This window comes from Embleya hyalina (assembly GCF_003967355.1).
GTDB lineage: Bacteria > Actinomycetota > Actinomycetes > Streptomycetales > Streptomycetaceae > Embleya > Embleya hyalina.
In genome coordinates this window covers 144,109-165,691 of the sequence record NZ_BIFH01000037.1, presented here as the reverse complement: position 1 = coordinate 165,691, position 21,583 = coordinate 144,109, and the positions used below count along the sequence as shown (strand labels likewise).

The following is a 21,583-nucleotide window of genomic DNA, read 5'->3' as shown; positions in this document are numbered from 1 at the left end:
GGAGGAGCGCGCCGAACGCCAGCGGCTGTTGTCCACCGCCTTCGGCGGCCGGCCGCAGGTCCAGCACGAGAGCGGCCGACCGCTCGACTTGAAGCTGCGCGGTGTGGGCTACCGTGTCCGCGTCGCGCGGGTGGGCGCGCACCGGTTCCGGGTCGGTATCGAGGCGGGCGAGGTGGTGCGCACCGCCGACGTCGAGCTCGACCGGTTCGACCGGCACACCGGTCAGATCGTGGTCAACGGCACCCGCTACCGGCTGCTCACCGCCACCCACGGGCCGACCCACCTGGTCGAGGTCGACGGCGTCACCCACCGCGTCGGTCGCGACGAGGGCGGCGTCGTACGCTCCCCCGCACCCGCCCTGGTCGTCGCGACCCCCCTTGCGGTCGGCGACGAGGTCGAGGCCGGCGCCCCGGTCCTGGTCCTGGAGAGCATGAAGATGGAAACGGTGCTCCGCGCACCGTTCCGCGCACGCCTGAAGGAATGCTCGGTCTCCGTGGGCAGCCAGGTGGAGACCGGCGCCCCGCTGCTGCGCCTGGAACCGCTCGCCGACGACGACGGCGAGGCCGAGGACACCACCGCCGGCGCGTCCGTCGAGCTGGACCTGCCCGCCGCGCCGGAGACCGTCCCCGTGCGTGCGCGCACCCGGCGCGGCCAGGAGGACCTTCGCAGCCTGCTGCTCGGCTTCGACGTCGACCCGCACGACGAACGCCGCGTGCTCGACGACTACCTCGCCGCGCGCACCGCCGCCGCCGAGGCCGGCCACCGACCGCTGGTGCGCGAGTTGGAACTCGTCGAGATGTTCACCGACCTCGCCGAACTGAGCCGCAACCGGCCCGCGGGCGAGGACGTCGGCGGCGACGGCCACCTGCACAGCGCCCGCGAGTACTTCCACAGCTACCTGCAGAGCCTGGACGTGGAACGCGCCGGACTGCCCCCGGCGTTCCGGGCCAAGCTCGCCAAGGCACTCGCCCACTACGGCGTCACCGAGCCGGAGCCGTCGGCCGAGCTCGAAGCCGCGGTGTTCCGGATCTTCCTCGCCCAGCAGCGCGCCTCCGCCGACGCCGCCGTCATCGCCACCCTGCTGCGCTCCTGGCTGCGCGAGGCGCCGCCGGACGCGACGCTGCACGAGCCCGCGGGTCTGGCCCTGGAGCGCCTGATCGCCGCCACCCAGGTCCGCTTCCCCGTGCTCGCCGACCTCGCGCGCGGCGTGGTCTACGACTGGTTCGGCCGGCCGCTGCTGCGCCGCAACCGCGCCCGTGTGTACGCCGGCGTGCGCAAGCACCTGCGTCACCTGGACGCGCACCCGGACACTCCGGACCGCGCCGAGCGGGTCGCCGAGATGGTGCGCAGCACCGAGCCCCTGGTTCGGCTGCTCGGCCAGCGACTGGTCCGCGACAACCTCGACAACGCGACCATGCTGGAGGTGCTGACCCGGCGCTACTACGGCAACAAGGGCCTCACCGACGTGCGCACCCGCGAGATCGCGGGCTGCACGTTCGTGGTCGCCGAGCGGGCCGGCTCCTCGCTGGTCTCCGCCGCGGTGGGCTTCGAGGCCCTGGGCGGCGCGCTGCGCGGCCTCGCCGAACTGGCCGCCGACGGCAACCCGATCGACGCGGACATCTACCTGTCCTGGGAGAACCAGCCGGAGAGCGCGGACGCGACGGCCGCCGCGCTGCACGAGGTGGTCGCCGCGCAGCCGCTGCCGCCTCGGGTCCGCCGACTGACCACCACGGTGGCCGGTCGTGGCGGTGCGGTGATGCACCACCACTTCACGTTCCGCCCGTCCGACACCGGGATGGTGGAGGAGCGGCTGATTCGTGGTCTGCACCCGTACATCGCGCAGCGCATGCAGTTGGAGCGGCTGAGCAAGTTCGACCTCACCCGGCTGCCGTCCTCGGACGAGGAGGTCTACCTCTTCCAGTGCGTGGCCAGGGAGAACCCCGCCGACGACCGCCTCGTCGCCTTCGCCCAGGTCCGCGACCTCACCGAACTCCGCGACCACGAGGGCCGACTGGTCGCACTGCCGACCGCCGAGGACATCCTCGCCACCTGCCTCGACTCGATCCGCCGCGCCCAGTCGCGGCGACCGTCGGCGAAGCGCTTCAACACCAACCGGATCGTGGTCTACGTGTGGCCGCCGAGCGCACTCACGCACGCCGAGATGGAGATGATCGCCGGGCGCGTGCGGCCGACCACCGCGGGTGCGGGCCTGGAGGAGATCCTGTTCATCGCCCGCCAGCGCGACCCGCAGACCGGCGAGTTGACCAAGATCGCGGTACGGATCCCCTTCGACGCCGCCGGCGGTACCGAACTGACCATCGGCGAGCCGTCGGACGAGCCGGTCGAGCCGCTGGACGGCTACCGGTTGAAGGTGCTGCGCGCGAGCAGCCGCAACACCGTCTACCCGTACGAACTCACGGACCGCCTCGGTGACTTCGTCGAGTACGACCTGAACCACGAGCACACCCTCGTGCCGGTCGACCGGCCCAAGGGCACCAACTCCGCCGCGATCGTGGCGGGCGTGGTCCGCACCGCCACCGCACGGCACCCCGAGGGTGTCACCCGCGTGGTCCTGCTCGGCGATCCGACGAAGTCGCTGGGGGCGCTGTCCGAGCCGGAGTGCCGTCGGGTGATCGCGGCGCTGGACCTCGCGGAGCGGATGCGGGTGCCGGTGGAGTGGTACGCGCTGTCGTCGGGTGCCCGGATCTCGATGGAGTCGGGCACGGAGAACATGGACTGGGTGGCCGCCGCGCTCAAGCGGATCGTCACGTTCACCCAGGACGGCGGCGAGATCAACATCGTGGTCGCGGGCATCAACGTCGGCGCCCAGCCGTACTGGAACGCCGAGGCCACCATGCTCATGCACACCAAGGGCATCCTCGTGATGACCCCCGACTCGGCCATGGTGCTCACCGGGAAGCACGCCCTCGACTTCTCCGGCGGCGTGTCGGCCGAGGACAACTTCGGCATCGGCGGCTACGACCGGGTGATGGGCCCGAACGGGCAGGCGCAGTACTGGGCGCCGGACCTGAACGCGGCGCGCGACGTGCTGATGTCGCACTACGACCACACCTACGTCGTCCCGGGCGAACTCGCGCCGCGTCGGACCGGCACCACCGACCCGAAGGACCGCGACGTGTCGACCTTCCCGCACGTGGTGGAGGGCAGCGACTTCACCACGGTCGGGGAGATCTTCTCCGCCGAGGCCAACCCCGACCGCAAGAAGCCGTTCGACATCCGCACCGTGATGCGCGCGCTGTCCGACCAGGACCACCCGGTCCTGGAGCGCTGGGCGGGCATGGCCGACGCGGACACGGCGGCGGTCCAGGACGTGCACCTGGGCGGCATGCCGGTGTGCCTGCTCGGCATCGAGTCCCGGGCGGTGCCGCGACGCGGCTTCCCGCCCACGGACGGGCCGGCCACCTACACCGCGGGCACGCTGTTCCCGCAGTCGTCCAAGAAGGCCGCGCGGGCGATCAACGCCGCGTCCGGGAACCGGCCGCTGGTGGTGCTGGCCAACCTGTCCGGGTTCGACGGCTCGCCCGAGTCGATGCGCAAGCTGCAGTTGGAATACGGCGCCGAGATCGGCCGGGCGATCGTGAACTTCCGCGGGCCGATCGTGTTCTGCGTGATCTCGCGCTACCACGGCGGCGCGTTCGTGGTCTTCTCCAAGGCGCTCAACCCGAACATGACCGTGCTGGCCATCGAGGGCTCGTTCGCGTCGGTCCTCGGCGGGGCGCCCGCGGCGGCGGTGGTGTTCGCCGGCGACGTCAACGCACGCACCGCGGCCGACCCGAGGGTCCGCGACCTGGAGTCGCGCGCGGCGGCGGCCTCCGGCGCGGACCGGGCCACGCTGACCGCCGAGCTGGACGAACTGCGCTCGTCGGTCCGGACCGAGAAACTGGGCGAGGTCGCCGCGGAGTTCGACCGGGTCCACGACATCCGCCGTGCGGTGGAGGTGGGTTCGGTGGACGCGGTGATCGAGGCGCGGGAGTTGCGGCCGCGGATCATCGAGGCGATCGGGACGCACTGGGCGGAGCCGGACTCGGCGGCCGCGGCGGGCTGAGCGAAGGAACGTACCGGGCGGCCCCGGCTCTTCGGAAACGGAGAGTCGGGGCCGCCGCGCTCGGCCCCGTCACCCGGCCGGGCCCCATCACGCGACCGGTCACGAGTCGCGTCGTCCGGCGGACGGCCGCCGAACCGGCGGCCCGATCGACGCGGTTGTGGTGTGTGTCCCGGATCGAAAGGGCGCGCGCTCCGAAGGCGTCGATCCGTCGGATCGCACGGCCCCTGCGCGTTCGATACGACGCCGACTTCGCCGGCGCGCGCGCCACTTCCGCCCCCAGGTCGCCGCTTCGGCAACCCCCGTGCCCGCGCGCGGGCGACACGCGCGGTCCGGTCGCCGCCCGGACCGCGCGGTCGCGCTCGCGTGCACCGCACTGTCGACATCCTCGCCACTGTGCACGGTGCGGCGAAATCCCAGATTTCTGGGGGGTATTCGGGACGGCCCGGCGAAGCGCCGCCCGCCCGGCCGCGTGTATGACTGGTGGCCGTCGCGAACAGCCGTTTGTTTCAAGGGACTTGGTGTCGGAATCCGCTCACCGTGGGAACTTCACCGGCTCGCCGGCCGACTGCTGGGGCGAGAGGGAACGCCGAGCACGTGTCGAGTGAGAGGTGTCCTGATGGTGAATGACGAGCGGGACGAGGGTCGTCGCGGGATTCTGAAGGGTGCGGTCGTCGCGGCGGTGGGAGCGGGGCTGTTGGCCGCCGGGGCGTCGGGGACGGCCGGGGCGTCGGAGGAGGGGTTGCCGGAGGCGGCCGACCGCGACGACCGTGCCCCGGGCCGGGTTCGCGTCGCCGTGTTGCTCTACGAGGGGGTCACGGCGCTGGACGCGATCGGACCGTACGAGGTCCTGTGCCGGGTCCCGGGCACCCGGGTGACGATGGTCGCGCGCCGGGCCGGGCGCGTTCACACCGACACCGGGCAGGTGGCGCTGATCGCCGAACGGTCGTTGCGCGAGGTGCGCGGCGCCGACGTACTGCTGGTGCCGGGCGGCGGCCCCGGCATGGTGGCGGCGAGCCGGGACGCCGAGACCCTCGACTGGATCCGCCGCATGCACCGCACCACCACGTGGACCACGTCGGTGTGTACCGGATCCCTGATCCTGGGCGCCGCCGGCCTGCTGCGCGGCCTGCCCGCCACGACCTACTGGGCCTCGCGCGGGCAACTGGCGACGTTCGGCGCCACCTACACCCCGGGGCGGTTCGTCGAGGCGGGGAAGATCGTCACGGCGGCGGGCGTCTCGGCCGGCATCGACATGGCTTTGCACCTCACTTCCCGGTTGACGAACGATCGGGTGGCCCAGGCCGCGCAGTTGGCGATCGAGTACGACCCGGATCCGCCGTACGACACCGGCAGCCCGGAGCATGCGGACGCCGAACTGCGCGCGTTGGCCCTGAAGTTGATCGAGGACTCCGCCGCGCGGTAGCGACCCCCGCCCGCTCTCGCAGTCCGATGATACGACCATATGACTACACCACGTCATCGAACATATACTCGTGGTACACATCGCAGGTCGGTGGGTATGCCCCGATCGACGTCAGTGCGCGTTCCGTGCCGCGGCCGCGGAACGCGCCCGGGGTCTGTTCGGGTCCACCGGAACGGGACCGCCCACCCCGGCCATCGAGAATACGTTCCGCCCGGCGTGAAATGGGGGCCGCCCATGGCTACATGGGACGACCTGATCGCACATCTCCAAGCTGTACCGGAAGGCGTATACGAGAGCTGGAACGCCCGCGACGGGTACGACAACCAAACCAAGTGGGGACGGGAGTTCGGCGAGGACGGCGTGCCGTGGTGCGTCATCTTCGACTGGTGCATGTACAACGACGTCGGCCTCGCGGACATCGTGCCCAAGGTCGACAACGTCGGCGCGTTCGCGAACTGGGCCCGCGCGCACGGCCAGTGGTCGGAATACCCGAGTTGGGGCGCCTGGGTCGACTTCGGCAACGGCGCGCACACCGAGATCGTGGTCCGCTTCGACGACGTCCACGTGTACACCAAGGGCGGCAACACGATCCCGGCCGGCGGCGACGGCGGCCAGGGCAACGGCGTCTACTCGCACACGTTTCGGCGCACCGACGCGCGGGTGACCGGCTATCTGGCCCCGCGCTTCCCGGACGGTTGCCCACCCACCGCCGATCCGCACGACCCGCGCGGTAGGTCCGGCGGCGGGATCCCGACCGTCAGCCTCGCCAACATCCTCGACTCCGCGCGCCTCGACCCACCCGCGCCCCAGGGCTCGGCGGCGCACCGCACCGACGTCCTCCTGGTCGAGCAGGCGCTCCAGGCCGAGGGCCTGCTCGCGTCCGCCTACGTCGACGGTTCCTTCGGAACCGCCACGATCCACGCCTACGCCGCCTACCAACGCCGCCTCGGCTACTCCGGCCAGGACGCCAACGGCATCCCCGGCCAACGATCGCTGACCCGCCTGGCCGGCCAACACGGCTTCCGGGTCGGCTGACGCACCATCCGCGAGGCGGTCGGGTCGGGCCCGGGTCGGTTCCCACCGACGCGGGCTTCGACCCGGCCGACCTCGCTGCCGTCGACGCGCACGGATCGGGCGTCGGTCGGCTCCCGATCGCCCCGTCGCCCCCGAGCAGGCGCCGACGGGTTGACCTGGAGCGCGGTCCAGGTTGTTGACTCGTGCCCTCGGGCCCGGGACATCGCGGGCCGCGGCGTTGGGGGTCTCCATGAAGTACCGCACCATCGGGGTCGATTCGGGCACGCGTCGGGAGGTGAGCGTGCTTGCGCTGGGGGCGATGTTGTTCGGGTCGGTGACCGACGAGAAGACCTCCTACGCGGTGTTGGATCATTTCGTCGAGGCCGGGGGCACGTTCATCGACACCTCCGACAACTACGCCTTCTGGGTCGACGGGGGACTCGGCGGGCAGAGCGAGGCGTTGCTCGGACGCTGGCGGCGCAGCCGCGGCGTCGGGAACGAGATCGTCATCGCCACCAAGCTGGGCGCGGCACCGCTCGCGGCGGGCACCGGCTACATCGACAACGCCGAGGGCCTGTCCGCGAAGGCGATTCGCGAGGCGGCCGAGCGGAGCCGGGAGCGGCTGGGGGTGGAGCGGCTCGATCTGCTCTACGCGCACATCGAGGACCGGAGCGTGCCGCCGCGCGAAACCGTGGAGGCCTTCGGGGAGTTGGTGACCGGGGGTACGGTCGGCCTGTTGGGCGCGAGCAATCACGCCGTGTGGCGCGTGGAGCGGGCCCGTTCGCTCGCCGCGGCGGCGGGGGTGCCGGGGTACGAGGTGCTCCAGTACCAGCACAGCCACCTGCGCCCGCGCTACGACATACCCGACGCGCTCTTCCCCGACGGCAGCCTCGGTCACGCCGGTCCGGAGCTGCTGGGCTACCTGCGCGCCGAGCCGGATCTGACCCTGGTCGCCTATTCGCCGCTCCTCGGCGGTGCGTACGCGCGGCCCGACAAGCCGCTGCCGCCGGACTACGACCACCCGGGCACGCCCGCGAGGCTGGCGGTGTTGCGGGAGGTCGCGCGGGAGATCGGGGCGACGGTGAACCAGGTCGTGCTCGCCTGGCAGATCGGCGGCGCGTTCCCGATCGTCCCGCTCGCCGGCGCCTCCTCCGTCGCGCAGTTGGCGGAGAACCTGGCCGCCGTGGACCTGGAACTGACGCCGGATCAGCGCACCCGGCTGGACAGCGCGCACTGAACCGGACCCCGGGCGGCGGATAGTTCGAGCCGGTCCGGGATCCGGCGAAGCGGGCGGGCGAGGACGGCGCGTTCCGCGTCCTCGCCCGCCGGCCCGTCAGCGCCAGGTCATATTGATCTCACGCTCGAAGTTGACATACCCCGCCCGCCGAAACGCGTTCGCCATGGGGATGTTGCCGAGGTCCGTCGCCGCGCGGATCCGGGGCACGTCCTGTGCGGCCAGCACGCGGGTGCCCTCGGCCAGGATGTCGTCGACGTAACCCTTGCCGCGATGCGCGGGCAGTACCGCGATGTAGGCGATGACCGGGTTGTAGCCGTTGTGTGCCGGGATGACGAACCCCAGCGGCTCCCCGTCCGGCAGCGTCGCGACGCGCCACCACTCCTTCGGGCTCGCGTAGCGGTCCAGTTCCTCGTCGTACTGGGCAACCGCCGCTTCACGCGCGGTCATTCGGATCAGCTCGTCCCGCCCGTGCGCGTCCAACGTCCCCTCCAGGACCCCGGTCATCAGCGCGACCAGTTCCTCGGTGTCGTGCACCGGACGGAACGTCAGTCGGCCGCGCGGCTCCGGGATCGGCGTCCCGGGGCGCCATTCCAACCGCAGGCGCTCCACGAACAGCCGGGCGCCCAGGCCCTCCAGCGCCGTCATGCGGGTTCGCACGGCCGGGCCGACGAGCGTGTCCTCGCGCCAGTCGGGCGGGACGAAGCGGGTGTACTCCGGGGGGCGGGTCCCGGCGGGCAGGATGTCGGACAACGCGGTGCGCACCAGGCGCGCCGCGAACTCCGGGCGCTCCGCCGCCGGGACACCGTCGACGCCGTCGTCGACGTCGAGGATGTCCAGGTAGCGCGGCAGCCGGTCGCCCGGACGGCTCCACCACGCGGCTCGGGCCAGGAGTCGGTCACCGCGCAGGGCGACCCACATCCATTCCGGTCGGCGGCGGCCGGCGGCGAGGTCGTCCGACAGTTCGGTGTTGAGGACGTAGGGCAGTAGGGAGAAGAGGGCGAGTTCGTCGCGTCCGGTGATCGGACGCGTGATCGGGTCCTGCTGTTCCACGGTCAAGGCATACTCCGGTGAAGAGCGCCCCGTCCGTTCCGGGGTCAGACTCGGTCGGTCCCCCGGGAGGACACGGGCGCGGTGATGACGGTGTACATCGCGTGTCCCTCCTCTCGTCGTCACGTCCCCCGCGGCTGTCTGCCGAAGGGCGTCCGGCCGCACTTTCTACCGAACAACGCCCGTCACCCGCAAACGCTTTTCCCGCGCGGGCCGGACGCGCGCCCCGCGCTTCCCGTGCCCGTCCGCGCGGCCCGCCGCTACGGCGCCGGGCGGCGCCGTACCCGCTGCAGCCAGCCGTGTGGGTGACTGGTGACGCCGTAGAGTTCCAGGTCGCGGCGGGTGGTGAAGGCGCTGCCGCGGTCGCCGGCCAGCCAGTCGGTGATCGCCGGGACCACGCCGCCCGGCATGCCGGGCGGGCACAGGTCGGGGTCGTCCACGATGCCGTCCTCGACGACGAAGAAGCCGCCGTCGGGCACCAGGTGGGCGAAGTTGCGCAGCGCGGCGGCGGTCGTGTCGTACTCGTGCAGGGTGTCCTCGACGACCAGACAGCGCGCACCGGGCGGGACCAGTCGTTCGACGCGTTCGGCGAGCCCCGGGTCGCGGACGTCGCCCGCGACGAGGGTGATGTCGCGCGCGAAGTGCGGATCGGCGGAGCCGAGCAGCGCGGCCGCGCGCGACTGGTCCAGGTCGACCGAGATCACCCGGACGGCCTCGGGGACCCGGCCGTAGCCGGCCAGGGTGCGCAGTCGGTCGCGGAACCACAGGGTCGAGCCGCCCAGATGGGTACCCAGTTCCACCACGACCTGTGTCCGCGAGGACCACAGCACGTGCTCGAACACGCGCAGGTCCTCGGGAAACTTCTTGATCCGCAGACCGGCGTACCAATCGCGGACGTGCTGCCGGCCGCGGGCCCGCCGGTACTCCAGGAGCGTCGTCTCGTGGTCGGCGACCACGGTCGGCGGCAACCGGTCACCGTCGAAGTTGTCGGTGTCGGTGTCGATCATGGCGGCCCTCTCCTGTCCCGGCGTCCGGACGGGCCGGAGTGCTCCGGCACCCGTACCCGTGCCCGTACATCCATATCGGGAGAGCACACCATCGCGCCCGGTTTCGGCGCTGTCGACACGGATTGTTCCATCATCGAACGCCGCGCGGTCATCCGTCGTCCGCCGGGAGCACACGCGACCGGTCCCGGGATCAGTCCGGCAGCACCGACCGGTAGTAGTCGATCTTGCCCCGCAGATGCCCCTGCCGCGCCCGCAGCAGCGCGATCTGCTCCTCCACCGAGGCGTCGTGCCGCTCCAGGAGGGCGATCCGCTCGGTCAGCGACTCCCGGTCGCCGGTGCGGGCCAGTTCGGCGTAGCGGCGCATGTCCGCGATCGGCATCCCGGTGTCCCGCAGGCAGCGCAGGATGCCGAGCCATTGCAGGTCCTGCTCGGTGAACCGGCGATGCCCGCTGGGCGCGCGGCCCACGTCGGAGAGCAGGCCGATGCGTTCGTAGTAGCGCAGGGTGTCCAGGCTGAAGCCGGAGCGCTCGGCCGTCTCGGCCGGGGTCAGGTGGCGCGGCGCGGTGGTGGTCATACCGGAATTGTGCCGGGCGGGCGCCGAACGCCGTCGACCCCGTTCGCCCGGGGTCGAGGCCTCCCGGTCGCGCACCCGCCCCGTGCCGGGGTCGCCGAGGGCCGCATCGCGGCGACCGCGGGGTCGCCGAGGCCCGACGCGGCCGCGACATCACGGCGTCTTGCTGTACCCCAGCCCCTCGACGATGCGCCCGTCGCGCACCTGCATGAGGTTGACGCCCGCCACGGTGGTGGACTCGGCGTGCGCCTCGCCGAACACCTCGTTCACCTCGCCCGGCGTGAACGTCACCCGCCACTTGATCACCGCGCGGTCGTCGAAGACGTAGACCTCCTCCGGCCGGAAGGCGATCTTCGGGTCGGCCGCCAACTCCTTCCAGAAGGTCTCGCACGCCTCCAGCCCCTCGTAGCGGGTCCCGTCCGGGGCGGGCTGGACGGTGACCATCACACAACCTTCGCCGACCAGGCCCTCGATCAGCGTCGGGTCGTGCTTCGTGAACGCGTCGTTGAACTGCGCGATGACCTCGGCCGTCGACTTGAACGCGGACATGGCGAACCTCCGGGGGGAGTGGTGGGGGGTGCGGCCCGCCGGCGCGGCGGCCCGTGACGACAATCCTCCGCCCCACGTCCGGGACCGACAATTCCCTGCGGGTAATGGCCGTCCCGGGTCCGGGGGCACGCGTGTTCCGGCCGCTGTCGACCGAACGTGCGCCCGAACCGGCCGCGGTACGTCGGACGCGGTCGCGTCGACGCCCGCGCTCACGCCCCCGCTTCGGGCCCGGCCGCCGGAACGGCGCGCATCAGCACCAGCGGCAGGTAGACCTCGTCCACGATGTCGATCACGACCTCGTCCGCGATCGGCGTCCCGAACAGCAGGAATTCGTTGCGCAGCAGGTCGGTGGCCACCGCCGCTCGGCGCGAGGTCGGCACCCCGGGATCGATCTCACCCCGTTCGACGGCGCGTTCGAGCACACGACGGGTCCGTTCCGGGCCGACCGTATGCATCCGTTCCCGGACCAGACAGGCGAGTTCGGGGTCGTGCGTGGTCTCGGCGAGCAATCCGCGCAGGATGCCGCCGAGCGGACCGGCCATCCTGGCCGCCATCTCCCGCAACAGCGCGATCATGTCGGAGCGCAGCGCCCCGGTGTCGGGCGGTTCGCTCTCCCCCACGCTGATCAACTTGCAGGCATCCATGGCCAGTTCCGCACGACTGGACCAGCGCCGATAGAGCGTGGCCTTGCCCGTGCGCGCGCGGGCGGCCACCCGCTCCATGGTCAGTCCGGCGTAGCCGACATCCATCAGTTCGGCCAGCGTCGCCGCCAGGATGGCGTTCTCCAGTTCCTCGCCGCGGCGTCGTGGTCCCTTGCGATGGTCGACGGTCACCCCGCCCACCGGGCCGACATTCGGTGACAGGTTCACTCCTCAAGGTTATCGAGAGATCGTTGCGTTCTCTGTGCGATGAGCCTAGCCTCCCAAGCAGAGAACCACTCGTTCTCTATCAGATCAAGGCTGCGAGGGGATCGATGACCGAGACCGCTGCGACCTTCCCCACCGACGAATCCTCGACCTTCCCGACCGGGGCCGGCCCCGACGAGGCCCCCGCCTTCCCGAGCGACCGCACCTGCCCCTACCGACTGCCCGACTCCTACAACACGCTGCGCGACGCGCCGAGTTCGCTGCGTCGGGTGACCCTGTACGACGGCCGCCCGGCATGGGTGGTGACCCGGTACGAGGCGGCCCGGAAACTACTGGCCGACCCCCGGCTGTCCTCGAATCGCGCGAACCCCGACTTCCCCCTGACCTCACCCCGCCTGTACGCGCTGCGCAACCGCAAGCCCGGCTTCCTCGCCCTGGACCCGCCCGAGCACGGGCCCCGACGGCGGATGACCATCAGCGAGTTCACCGTCCGGCGGATCAAGGGCATGCGCCCGGACGTGGAGCGGATCGTGCACGCCGCGATCGACGACCTGATCGCCGACGGGCCGCCCGCCGACCTGGTCACCCGGCTCTCCTTACCCGTTCCCTCCATGGTGATCTGCGAGTTGCTCGGCGTCCCCTACGCCGACCACGACCTGTTCCAGGACGCGAGCAGGCGCGTGCTCCAGGCCGTGGACGGACCGGAGGCGGTGGCCGCGCGCGACCTGCTGGAGGACTACCTCGGCGGACTGATCGCCCGATTCGAACAGGACCCCGGTCCGGGCCTGCTGTCCCACATGGTGACCGAATACATGGCGAAGGGTGCGCTCGACCGCGACGAACTGGTCGACACCGCCATCCTGTTGCTCGTGGCCGGCCACGAGACCACCGCCTCGATGACCTCCCTCGGCGTGATCACCCTCCTCGAACACCCGGATCAGCACGCCGCTTTGCGGGCCGATCCCACCCTGATCCCGGGCGCGGTCGAGGAGTTGTTGCGCTACCTCGCCATCGCCGACATCGCGGGCGGGCGCGTGGCCGTGGCCGACATCGAGGTCGACGGCCAACTGATCCGCGCGGGCGACGGCGTGATCGTGGCCAACTCCATCGTCAACCGGGACGGTTCGGTCTTCGAGGAACCGGACACCTTCGACATCCGGCGCTCGGCGCGCCACCACCTCGCCTTCGGCTATGGCATCCATCAGTGCCTCGGCCAGAACCTGGCGCGCCTCGAACTCGAAGTGGTCATCGCCGCGTTGTTCGACCGGGTGCCGACGCTGCGGCTCGCCGTCCCCGTCGAGGACGTGAAACTGCGGTCGGGCGCCTCGATCCAGGGGGTCAACGAGCTCCCGGTGACGTGGTGACCGCCCCGGAGCAGGTCGTGCTGCGGGTGACCGGCGACCGGAACGTCTGTGTCGGCGCCGGTCTGTGCGCGTTGACCGCGCCCGAAGTCTTCGACCAGGACGACGACGGCCTCGTGACCGTACTGACGCCGCGCCCCGAGCCCCGCGCCCACCGCGCCGCCCGCCAGGCGGCCGACCTGTGCCCCTCGGGCGCGGTCCGGGTGACCGAGGAATAGCGCCCCCCGGGGACCGGGCCCGCGATCGATCGGGCCCGGCCCCGATCCCACACCCGCCGCGCCGAACGCCCATTCGACGGCGCGCCGGAGGTCGTCGGGCACCCTTGACCATAAAAACCGATCACCTTATGGTTTTCGAACCGGGTGGTGCCCTCCCCGGCCCACCCACGGAGCCATCGATCGGAGTCGCCAGGTGGAGCACGACCTCACCCTCGCCGACAAGGCCGCGCTGACCAGCGGTGCGGGACAGATGACCACCAAGGGGCTCGACGCGGCCGGCATCCCGTCGGTCACCATGTCCGACGGCCCGCACGGACTGCGGCTCCAGAGCGAGGACCCGCAGAACGGCCAGCTCGACCTGCGCCCTGCCGCCCCCGCGACGTGCTTTCCGCCCGCCGTCGCCCTGGGCAGCAGCTGGGACGTCGAACTCGCCCACCGCGTCGCCGGCGCGATCGCCGTCGAGGCCGCCGCGCACGGCATCGGTGTTCTCCTGGGACCCGGCATCAACATCAAACGATCGCCGTTGTGCGGACGCAACTTCGAGTACTTCTCCGAGGACCCCACCCACTCCGCCGCGCTCGGCGGCGCGATGGTGCGCGGCCTCCAGGACGCCGGCGTCGGGGCCACCCTGAAGCACTACGCGGCCAACAACCAGGAAACCGAACGTATGCGGGTCAGCGCGGACATCGACGAGCGCCCGCTGCGCGAGATCTACCTGCGCGCCTTCGAACGCATCGTCCGCGACGACGATCCGTGGGCGGTGATGTGCGCGTACAACGGCGTCAACGGCGTGACCCTGTCCGAGAACACCCGGCTGCTCACCGACATCCTGCGCGCCGAATGGGGCTACGAGGGCCTGGTGATGTCCGACTGGGGAGCGGTCCGCGACCGGGTCGCCGCGCTGCGCGCCGGCCTCGACCTGGAGATGCCCCCGACCGGCGGCCGCACCGACCGCGAGGTGGTCGCCGCCGTCGAATCCGGCGAGTTGGACGAGGCCGTACTGGATCGCTCGGTCGCCCGGCTGATCCGCTTCGCCCACCGGGGTGCCCGGCCGGCCGGCGACGGCTCGACCGCGCCCTACGACGACCACCACCGCCTCGCCGGCGAAGCCGCCGACAACTGCGTGGTGTTGCTGCGCAACGACGACCGGCTGCTGCCCCTGGATCCGACCGCCGGGCGCATCGCGGTGCTCGGCGAACTGGCCCGCACGCCGCGCTTCCAGGGCGGCGGCAGCTCCCAGGTGACGCCGACCCGGGTGGACGTACCACTGGACCGGCTGCGCGCGCTGGCCGACGGCGCCCGGGTCGAGTTCGCCGCCGGCTATCCGCTGCCGGACGGTCCCGAACCCGACGCCGATCCGGCCGTGTTGGCCGACGAGGCGGTGCGCGTGGCCGCCGCGAGCGACACCGTCGTACTCTTCCTCGGCCTGGCCCGCCAGGACGAGTCGGAGGGCTTCGACCGCGCGCACATCGACCTGCCCGCAGACCAACTCGCGCTGCTGGACCGGGTTTCGACGGTCAATCCGCGGGTGGTGGTGGTGCTGTCCAACGGCGGCGTGGTGCGCACCGCCCCCTGGCACGACCGGGTGCCCGCGCTGGTCGAGGGTTTCCTGCTCGGGCAGGCCGGCGGCGGCGCCCTCGCCCGGGTGCTGTTCGGCGCGGTCAACCCCTCCGGCAAGCTCGCCGAGACCGTGCCGCTGCGTCTGGAGGACGCGCCGAGCTTCCTGTCCTTCCCCGGCTCCGAGGGCCATGTGCGCTACGCCGAGGGCGTCTTCGTCGGCTACCGGGGCTACGACGCCGCCCGCCGCGAGGTCGCCTTCCCGTTCGGGCACGGCCTGTCCTACACCACGTTCGACTACGGCGACCTGCGTGTGGAGAGCACCGACGAGGGTGCCGGGTTCACGGTCCGGGTCACCGTGACCAACATCGGCGACCGGGCCGGGCGCGAGGTCGTACAGATCTACTCGGCCGCGCCGGCCGAGTCCCGGGTGGAGCGGCCGGTGCGCGAGTTGCGCGGCTTCGCGTCGGTGCGGCTGGAGGCGGGCGAGAGCCGCGAGGTGGTGGTGTCGTTCGCCCGGGCCGACCTCGCCTACTACAGCGTGCGCGAGGACGGTTGGCGGGTGGAGGGCGGCACCTACCGGATCGAGGCCGCGGCGTCCTCGCGGGACGTGCGCCTGTCCGTCGAGGTCGACGTCGAGGACTCCTCGCGCACCGGCCTGGACCAGCGCAGCACGCTCGGCGAATGGCTGGCCCACCCCGTCGGCGGACCGCTGCTCCTGGAATGCCTGGCCGCGACCGAGCACGCGATCGCCTCGCGCCTGGCGGACGACCCGATGTTGCTGCGCGCGGCGCAGGGCGTCCCGCTGGAGGTGATCGCCGACTTCGCCGGCGGCATCATCCCCCACGACCGACTCGCGGAACTCGCCGCCCGCGTGGCCGCCCCCGTCGGCTGAGGGCGGCGAGTCGGGTGGGCGGGGACCCCTTCCCCGTGGGCTCCCCGCCCACCCCTGCCCGCGAACGCGGGCGCCGGCCGGGCGCGACCGCCACGCGTGAGGCGACGGCTATTCGGGGCGCGGCGGCGCGATCAGTTCCAACAGGTCTTCGAGCGCCTGCTCCATGTCCACCGAACGATCGTTGAGCCACTGCAACTGGATGCCGTCGGCCACCGCGAGCACCAGCGCCGCCAGCCGCTCCGGCGGAATCGTGCTCTCGATCACGCCGTTGCGCGCCTGCCGGGCCAACAACTCACGGATCTGCCCGCGCACCCGCGGGTAACGCTCGGCGAAGAACGCGTGCGCCGGATGCTCCGGGTCGCTGCCGGCCGCCGCCATCGACACGAACAACTCGATCAACCCGGCCGCCCGCGCACCCGCGCGCACCATCTCCAGATGCGGATCGGGCCCCTCGTACTCGTTCCAGAGCCGCCCGTTCTCCTCGTCCCGAGCCCGAAGCACCTGCGTCAACAGGTCTTCCTTGGACGCGAAGTAGTGCATCAACCCCGGCAGGCTCAGATCACAACGCGCCGCCACCTTGCGCAGCGAGGTCCCCCGGTACCCCTCCTCGGCGAATACCTCCAGCGCGACCCGAAGAATCTCCCGCCGCTTCGCCTCACCCTTCCCATACGGGCCACGCTTCACCATGCCGCCACCCTAATGCGCGTGCCGTCGGCGGCCGGCACGATCGCCGCCCGCCCCACCGGTCACCGCGGGAGGGTGGCTTTGGTGCGGAAGTCCGTCATGGAGACGATCCGGTCCTCGGTCGGCAGCGAAATGCTCACCGGGGCGCCGAAGGAGTCGTAGGTCGTGCTGGAGACGTGGCCGGCGCGGTTGGAGTCCAGGCGCAGCACGTAGGGCTTGTCCCCGGTGGCGATGAAGTACGTGTCGGTGGTGGTGCCCTGGTGGGCGACGATCGCGGTGGTCGGCACGCCGCCGACGGGGGCGGCGAGCTTCTTGTCCTCCTTGGCCGAGGAGGCGACCTCGTAGAACGTGCCGCATCCGTCCCCGGCGGGCGTCCGCACGAAGGACTGCTTCAGGTCCGCGGGTACGTCGTAGGCCGAACCGCCCGCCTTGCGCAGCGATTCCACCGCGAGGTCGGTGCTCGTGTACAGGTCCGTGCCGTGGCAGAACATCTCGCCGGCCCGTTCGGTCCCGCCGATCGTGATCACGATGTGCAGGCCCTGGCGGGGGTCGAACCAGATCTCCTGGGTGCCGCCGGCCACCGCCGTGGTCGACCCCTTGGCGTGGAACGTGGTCGCGCCCATCACCGTGTTCACCCGGGTGGGGGTGTCGCCGGATTCGTCCTCCGACGTGGAACACCCGGCCGCGGCCAGTCCGAGGGCCAGCGCGGCGACGGCCACCGAGCGTATGCGGATCCTGCCCATGCGTCCTCCGTACCTCGGCCGATCCCCCCGGGATCGGCCCGATGATCATCCGGCGAGCCTAGGGTCCGCCCGCGCGTGGGTCATTGCCGGATCCCGGCAGTCAACTCGGCCGCGGAGCGCGGTACACGCGTCGGTCGTACCCGGGCCGTACCGGCCGCCACCAGCACGAAGGCCACGCCGTACGCCACGTAGCAGGACGAGCGGAACAGTTCGAAATCCGTCATGTGCCATTCCTGGTCGGGCAGGTGCGGCACCGACCAGACCAGGAAACTCGGGAAGACCAGGAGACCGGCGAACAGCGCGGTGTGCGCCCGGGTGTGCGGGCCGTGCACGGTGGTCCACAGCAGCAGGGCGATGGGTACGCACCACACCCAGTGGTGACTCCAGGAGATCGGACTGGCCAGCAACCCGGTCGCCGCGCACGCGGGCAGGCCCCACGCGTCCCCGCGCCGCCGGTACGCGATCAGCGCGCCGCACAGGCCGAGCAGGCTCAGCCCGACGATCACCGCGCTCCAGCCGAGGCCGAGGTCCCGGGTGCCGGCGAGCCGGGTGAGCAGGCCGCGGATCGACTGGTTCGCGGCGTTCTCCAGCCGACCGACCCGATCCGGATCGAAGACCAGGTCGGTCCAGAACCGTCGGGTGACCCCCGGCAGCATCATCGCGGAGAACGCCACGGTCGCCGCCGCCGTCGCCAGCGCCGTGCCCGCCTCGCGGCGCCGCCCGGTGAGGAGGAGGTACACGACGAAGACCGCCGGGGTGACCTTGATCCCGGTCGCGATCCCGAGCACCGCCCCGCGCAGCGGAGCCCCGCGCGGCCGGGTGAAGTCCCACAGGACCATGGCCGCCACGGCGAGATTGACCTGCCCGTACCGCATGGTCGTGAACACCGGCTCGAACCAGATGGCGAAGGTCGTGGCCGCCGGCACCACCGCCGGCCCGAGCCGACGCCCCTCGGGATCCACGAGCCGCATCGACAAACGCACCACGACCGCGACGAGCAGCAGGTTCACCGCGACGCCGACCCCGAGCAGCGCCCGCAGCGGCAGGTAGGTGAACGGCACGAACAGGATCGCGGCGAACGGCGGGTAGGTGGCGCCGAGGCCGTGCGGCGTGTTCAGCGGTCCGTACAGGTCGATCCCCTCGCGCACCGCCAGCCCCTCGGCGCGGTAGACGACGAGGTCGACCATGGACGGGTGGCTGAGGTGTCGCACGTACAGATACACGGCGATCGAGCACGCGCACGCGAGGGTCCATCCGACGATCCGCCGTCGTTCCCCGAGTCTTCCCCACTGCGCCCATGCCCCGGCCGGTCCGAAGCGTGGGGGTGCGGCCGCGTCTCGGCGAACCATGGGATGTGAACCGGACCCGATGGGTCGTCTCATGAGACGAAACTAACCCGTCGGATGGCCTTCTCCGTGTCTTCGGGCGCGCGGCGGGGGTCGGTGTGTCGGGCGGGCGGTGGGTGAGCGGCAGGCGGGCGTCGGCACGGGTGCCGGCGCCGGCGGACCGGCCGGGGTGAGGCGCGCCACTTGGCTTTCGGGTTGGAATTTGTCCGAATTTGCCTTAGATTCAATGGTGCGTGAGGCGTTTTGTGCACCGAATGACAACCACGTGAGCACATGTGCCTTGGATTCGAACTGGAGGTAGTTTCATCCCCGGCGCTGTGCGTGAGTACGTCCTGGCCCACCAGACCGGCATTCTCTGGGCGGCCACCGCGCTGTCCCTCGGTCTGCTCGTCTACATGTTGTTGGTGTTCGGCCGCTTCCTCGTCTATTGGGCCGGCACCCGACACGCCTTCCGGCACAACCGGCCGGCCGATCCCGGCGACCCGACCGCCTTCGAATGGCACCTGGTCGTCCCCTGCCGCGACGAGGAGGCCGTGGTCGCGCAGACCCTCGCCGGTCTGCGTCGCTCCGCCCCGCACGCGCACCTGTGGATCGTCGACGACCACAGCGACGACCGCACCGGCGAACTGGTCCTCGCCGCCGCCGAGCACGACGAGCGGGTGCACCTGGTCCGCCGCCGGCGCCCGGACGCCCGCATCGGCAAGGGCGCCGCGCTCAACGCCGCCTACCGCGAGATCCGCGCCCGGCTCCCCGCCGACGCCGACCCCGCGCGCACGATCGTCGGCGTGATCGACGCCGACGGCCGGCTCGACCCCGGCGCCCTCGCGATGGTCTGCACCGACAAGGCGATGGGCCGCCCCGACACCGGTGCCGTGCAGATCGGCGTACGGATGCGCAACGTCGACGACCCGCGTCCGCTGCCCGAGCGCGGCCGGTTCGCCAACGCCCGGGCCCGGCTCCTGGTCCGCATGCAGGACATCGAGTTCCGCGCCAACAACACCGGCATGCAGTTGCTGCGGCGGCGTACCGGCAGTGTCGGACTGGGCGGCAACGGTCAGTTCGTCCGGCTCACCGCGCTCGACTCGCTCGCGGGCGACGACGGTCGGCCGTGGCCCGAGCGCGCGTTGCTCGAGGACTACGAATCCGGCCTCGAACTGCGCCTGGCGGGCTGGCGGCTCACCCACGTCGCCGAGGCGCAGGTCTCCCAGGAGGCACTGCCCTTCTCCCGCCGCTTCCTGACCCAGCGCACCCGCTGGGCCCAGGGCAACCTCCAGTGCCTGCGCTACACGCGGCGTGTACTGGCGTCCCCGCACTACCGGTGGTCGGGCAAGGCCGAGGTGCTCTACACCTTCCTCCAGCCGCTGGTGTGTGTCCTGCTCGTGCTGCTCACGCCGCTGTCGCTGGCGATCACCGGGGTCGGGCTGATCCTGTTCCCCGACGAGACGGCCGACTTCCAGTTCCGCTTCGGGCCGGTGATGGCCGCCGCGTTCGTACTCGCCGCGGTGCCGATGGTGGCGTGGGGTCTGGCCTATCGCAAACGGGTGCACGCCGACCGCGGATGGCTCACCGGACTGGGGTGGGGCGTCCTGATGTGGCTGTACACGTACCACCTGTTCGTGGTCGCCACCCGGGCCGCCTTCCGGCTCGCGCTCGGCCGCAACGGTTGGGCCAAGACCCGGCGCAACGCCGAGGTCGAACCGGCGGGCGTACCCACCGCGCTCGAAGCCTGACCCCCACTCTTTCGATACCCCCGCCCCCCGGCTCGGAGATCCGTACGTGAACGTGCCCCACCTGCCCGCCGCCAGTGTCGCCGTCGTCCTCGGCACCCGCCCCGAGCTGGTCAAGCTCGCCCCGCTGATCCACGAACTCGGCCCCGCCGCCCGGCTGGTGCACACCGGCCAGCACTGGGACGAGGCGATGTCCGGGCGTTTCCTGCGCGACCTGGACCTGCCCCGCCCCGAGCTGCTGACCGGTGTCGGCGGGCGTCCGCGCGCCGGGCAGATCGCCCACTCGCTGGACCAGCTCGACGACGCCTTCGCCGAGCGGCGGCCGGTCGCGGTGATCGTCCAGGGCGACACCAACGCCACCCTCGCCGGCGCGCTGGCGGCCAACGCGCGCGACATCCCGCTCGTCCACGTCGAGGCCGGGCTGCGCAGCTTCGACCGGGCGATGCCCGAGGAGCACAACCGGGTCATGGTCGACCACGTCGCCGACGTCCTGTGCGCCGCCACCGCCACCAACGCGGCCAACCTGCGCGCCGAGTCGGTCGACGAGAGCCGCATCGAGATCACCGGCAACACGGTGGTCGAGGTGGTCCGGCGCCAACTCCCCGACCGGGCCGCGCGGGCCGCGCTGCTCGCCGGGTACGGTCTGCGGCCCGACGGCTACGTCCTGGCCACCGTGCACCGCCCCGAGAACACGGACACCGCCGAGGCGCTGCGGGCCGTGCTGACCGAACTCGACGCCATCGCCCGGGCCGGCACGCCGGTGCTGTTCCCGATGCATCCGCGTACCCGCGCCGCCGTCGAACGCTTCGATCTGGCCGCGCTGCTCGGGCGGATCACCGCCGTCGAGCCGGTGGGCTACGGCGAGTTCCTGGCCCTGGCCCGGCATGCCGCGCTGCTGGTCTCCGACTCGGGCGGCGTCCAGGAGGAGTGCACGGTGCTGGGCCGGCCGCTGCTGGTCGTGCGTCGCTCCACCGAGCGTCCGGAGGCGGTCGACGCGGGCTTCGCCGTGCTGGTCCGGCCGGGACCGGAGTTGGGCGACACGGCGCGGTCGTGGCTGGCCGACTCCGGGGAGCGGCTGGCCCGGTTGGCCGAGACGGCCAGTCCGTACGGGGACGGCCTCGCGTCGGCGCGGATCGCCCGCTCGACCGGACTGCTGGCCGGGGTGGCGGCGCCGATGGCGGCCTGAGCCGCCCGAGCCGTGCGCGCGACGGCCGAAGCCGGTCGCCGGGGGTTCCGGCGACCGGCGTCGGCCGTGTCGTGTGGGGTGGGGCG

Annotated in this window: 17 protein-coding genes; 9 read left to right on the top strand and 8 right to left on the bottom strand. The window is 72.1% G+C overall.

Translation table 11 applies throughout. From position 1 onward, the window contains the following. From EMA17_RS39055 to EMA17_RS39040, 4 genes are all read left to right on the top strand, one after another. Positions 1-4,066 (top strand): carboxyl transferase domain-containing protein (locus tag EMA17_RS39055; protein ID WP_126641950.1); only part of this gene is annotated, 4,066 nt, incomplete at its 5' end. A 616-nt stretch (positions 4,067-4,682) separates the two neighbouring features. Then, a complete protein-coding gene (locus EMA17_RS39050) occupies positions 4,683-5,489 on the top strand; it encodes a DJ-1/PfpI family protein (protein WP_174861500.1) in 807 nt (268 codons plus the stop codon). Positions 5,490-5,723: 234 nt separating this feature from the next. Beyond that, positions 5,724-6,524 carry a peptidoglycan-binding domain-containing protein gene (locus EMA17_RS39045; protein WP_126641949.1) on the top strand — a complete coding sequence of 267 codons (801 nt, stop codon included), beginning with the start codon at positions 5,724-5,726 and terminating at the stop codon, positions 6,522-6,524. A gap of 229 nt (positions 6,525-6,753) precedes the next feature. Then, the gene (locus tag EMA17_RS39040) at positions 6,754-7,740 is read left to right on the top strand and encodes an aldo/keto reductase (RefSeq protein ID WP_126641948.1); all 987 of its coding nucleotides are present in this window, start codon (positions 6,754-6,756) and stop codon (positions 7,738-7,740) included. Between the two features lie 96 nt (positions 7,741-7,836). On the opposite strand, the gene EMA17_RS39035 is transcribed toward EMA17_RS39040, so the two are convergent. From EMA17_RS39035 to EMA17_RS39015, 5 genes are all read right to left on the bottom strand, one after another. Then, positions 7,837-8,790 carry a GNAT family N-acetyltransferase gene (locus EMA17_RS39035; RefSeq protein WP_126641967.1) on the bottom strand — a complete coding sequence of 318 codons (954 nt, stop codon included), beginning with the start codon at positions 8,788-8,790 and terminating at the stop codon, positions 7,837-7,839. 257 nt (positions 8,791-9,047) lie between these two features. Next, on the bottom strand, positions 9,048-9,794 hold the full coding sequence (locus EMA17_RS39030) for a CmcI family methyltransferase (protein ID WP_126641947.1): 747 nt from the start codon (positions 9,792-9,794) through the stop codon (positions 9,048-9,050). Between the two features lie 190 nt (positions 9,795-9,984). Next, positions 9,985-10,368 (bottom strand): MerR family transcriptional regulator, encoded by a 384-nt coding sequence (locus tag EMA17_RS39025; RefSeq protein WP_126641946.1) that lies wholly within the window; start codon positions 10,366-10,368, stop codon positions 9,985-9,987. Positions 10,369-10,518: 150 nt separating this feature from the next. Further along, positions 10,519-10,914: a nuclear transport factor 2 family protein gene (locus EMA17_RS39020; protein ID WP_126641945.1), complete on the bottom strand. Its 396-nt coding sequence runs from the start codon at positions 10,912-10,914 to the stop codon at positions 10,519-10,521. Positions 10,915-11,123: 209 nt separating this feature from the next. Further along, entirely contained in the window at positions 11,124-11,783 is a 660-nt protein-coding gene (locus tag EMA17_RS39015) for a TetR/AcrR family transcriptional regulator (protein ID WP_246127187.1), read from the bottom strand. A gap of 104 nt (positions 11,784-11,887) precedes the next feature. Here EMA17_RS39015 and EMA17_RS39010 point away from each other — a divergent pair, with 104 nt between their 5' ends. The 3 genes from EMA17_RS39010 to EMA17_RS39000 all read left to right on the top strand — a co-directional run bounded on the left by EMA17_RS39010 (position 11,888) and on the right by EMA17_RS39000 (position 15,811). Beyond that, complete coding sequence (locus EMA17_RS39010) at positions 11,888-13,144, top strand: cytochrome P450 (protein ID WP_126641944.1); 1,257 nt, start codon at positions 11,888-11,890, stop codon at positions 13,142-13,144. 20 nt (positions 13,145-13,164) lie between these two features. Further along, complete coding sequence (locus EMA17_RS39005; RefSeq protein WP_126641965.1) at positions 13,165-13,359, top strand: ferredoxin; 195 nt, start codon at positions 13,165-13,167, stop codon at positions 13,357-13,359. Between the two features lie 250 nt (positions 13,360-13,609). After that, on the top strand, positions 13,610-15,811 hold the full coding sequence (locus EMA17_RS39000) for a beta-glucosidase (RefSeq protein ID WP_126641964.1): 2,202 nt from the start codon (positions 13,610-13,612) through the stop codon (positions 15,809-15,811). A 108-nt stretch (positions 15,812-15,919) separates the two neighbouring features. Here the strand turns inward: EMA17_RS39000 and EMA17_RS38995 are convergent, their stop codons facing one another. From EMA17_RS38995 to EMA17_RS38985, 3 genes are all read right to left on the bottom strand, one after another. Beyond that, positions 15,920-16,498: a TetR/AcrR family transcriptional regulator gene (locus EMA17_RS38995; RefSeq protein WP_126641943.1), complete on the bottom strand. Its 579-nt coding sequence runs from the start codon at positions 16,496-16,498 to the stop codon at positions 15,920-15,922. Positions 16,499-16,557: 59 nt separating this feature from the next. Continuing rightward, positions 16,558-17,238 (bottom strand): hypothetical protein, encoded by a 681-nt coding sequence (locus EMA17_RS38990; protein ID WP_126641942.1) that lies wholly within the window; start codon positions 17,236-17,238, stop codon positions 16,558-16,560. A gap of 80 nt (positions 17,239-17,318) precedes the next feature. Then, positions 17,319-18,587: a glycosyltransferase 87 family protein gene (locus EMA17_RS38985; RefSeq protein WP_218043218.1), complete on the bottom strand. Its 1,269-nt coding sequence runs from the start codon at positions 18,585-18,587 to the stop codon at positions 17,319-17,321. A 392-nt stretch (positions 18,588-18,979) separates the two neighbouring features. Here EMA17_RS38985 and EMA17_RS38980 point away from each other — a divergent pair, with 392 nt between their 5' ends. Together EMA17_RS38980 and wecB are read left to right on the top strand one after the other, a co-directional pair. Continuing rightward, on the top strand, positions 18,980-20,314 hold the full coding sequence (locus EMA17_RS38980; RefSeq protein WP_126641963.1) for an XrtP-associated glycosyltransferase: 1,335 nt from the start codon (positions 18,980-18,982) through the stop codon (positions 20,312-20,314). 46 nt (positions 20,315-20,360) lie between these two features. Then, positions 20,361-21,497 carry a non-hydrolyzing UDP-N-acetylglucosamine 2-epimerase gene (gene wecB, locus EMA17_RS38975; RefSeq protein ID WP_246127185.1) on the top strand — a complete coding sequence of 379 codons (1,137 nt, stop codon included), beginning with the start codon at positions 20,361-20,363 and terminating at the stop codon, positions 21,495-21,497. The last annotated feature ends 86 nt before the right edge of the window (positions 21,498-21,583 follow it).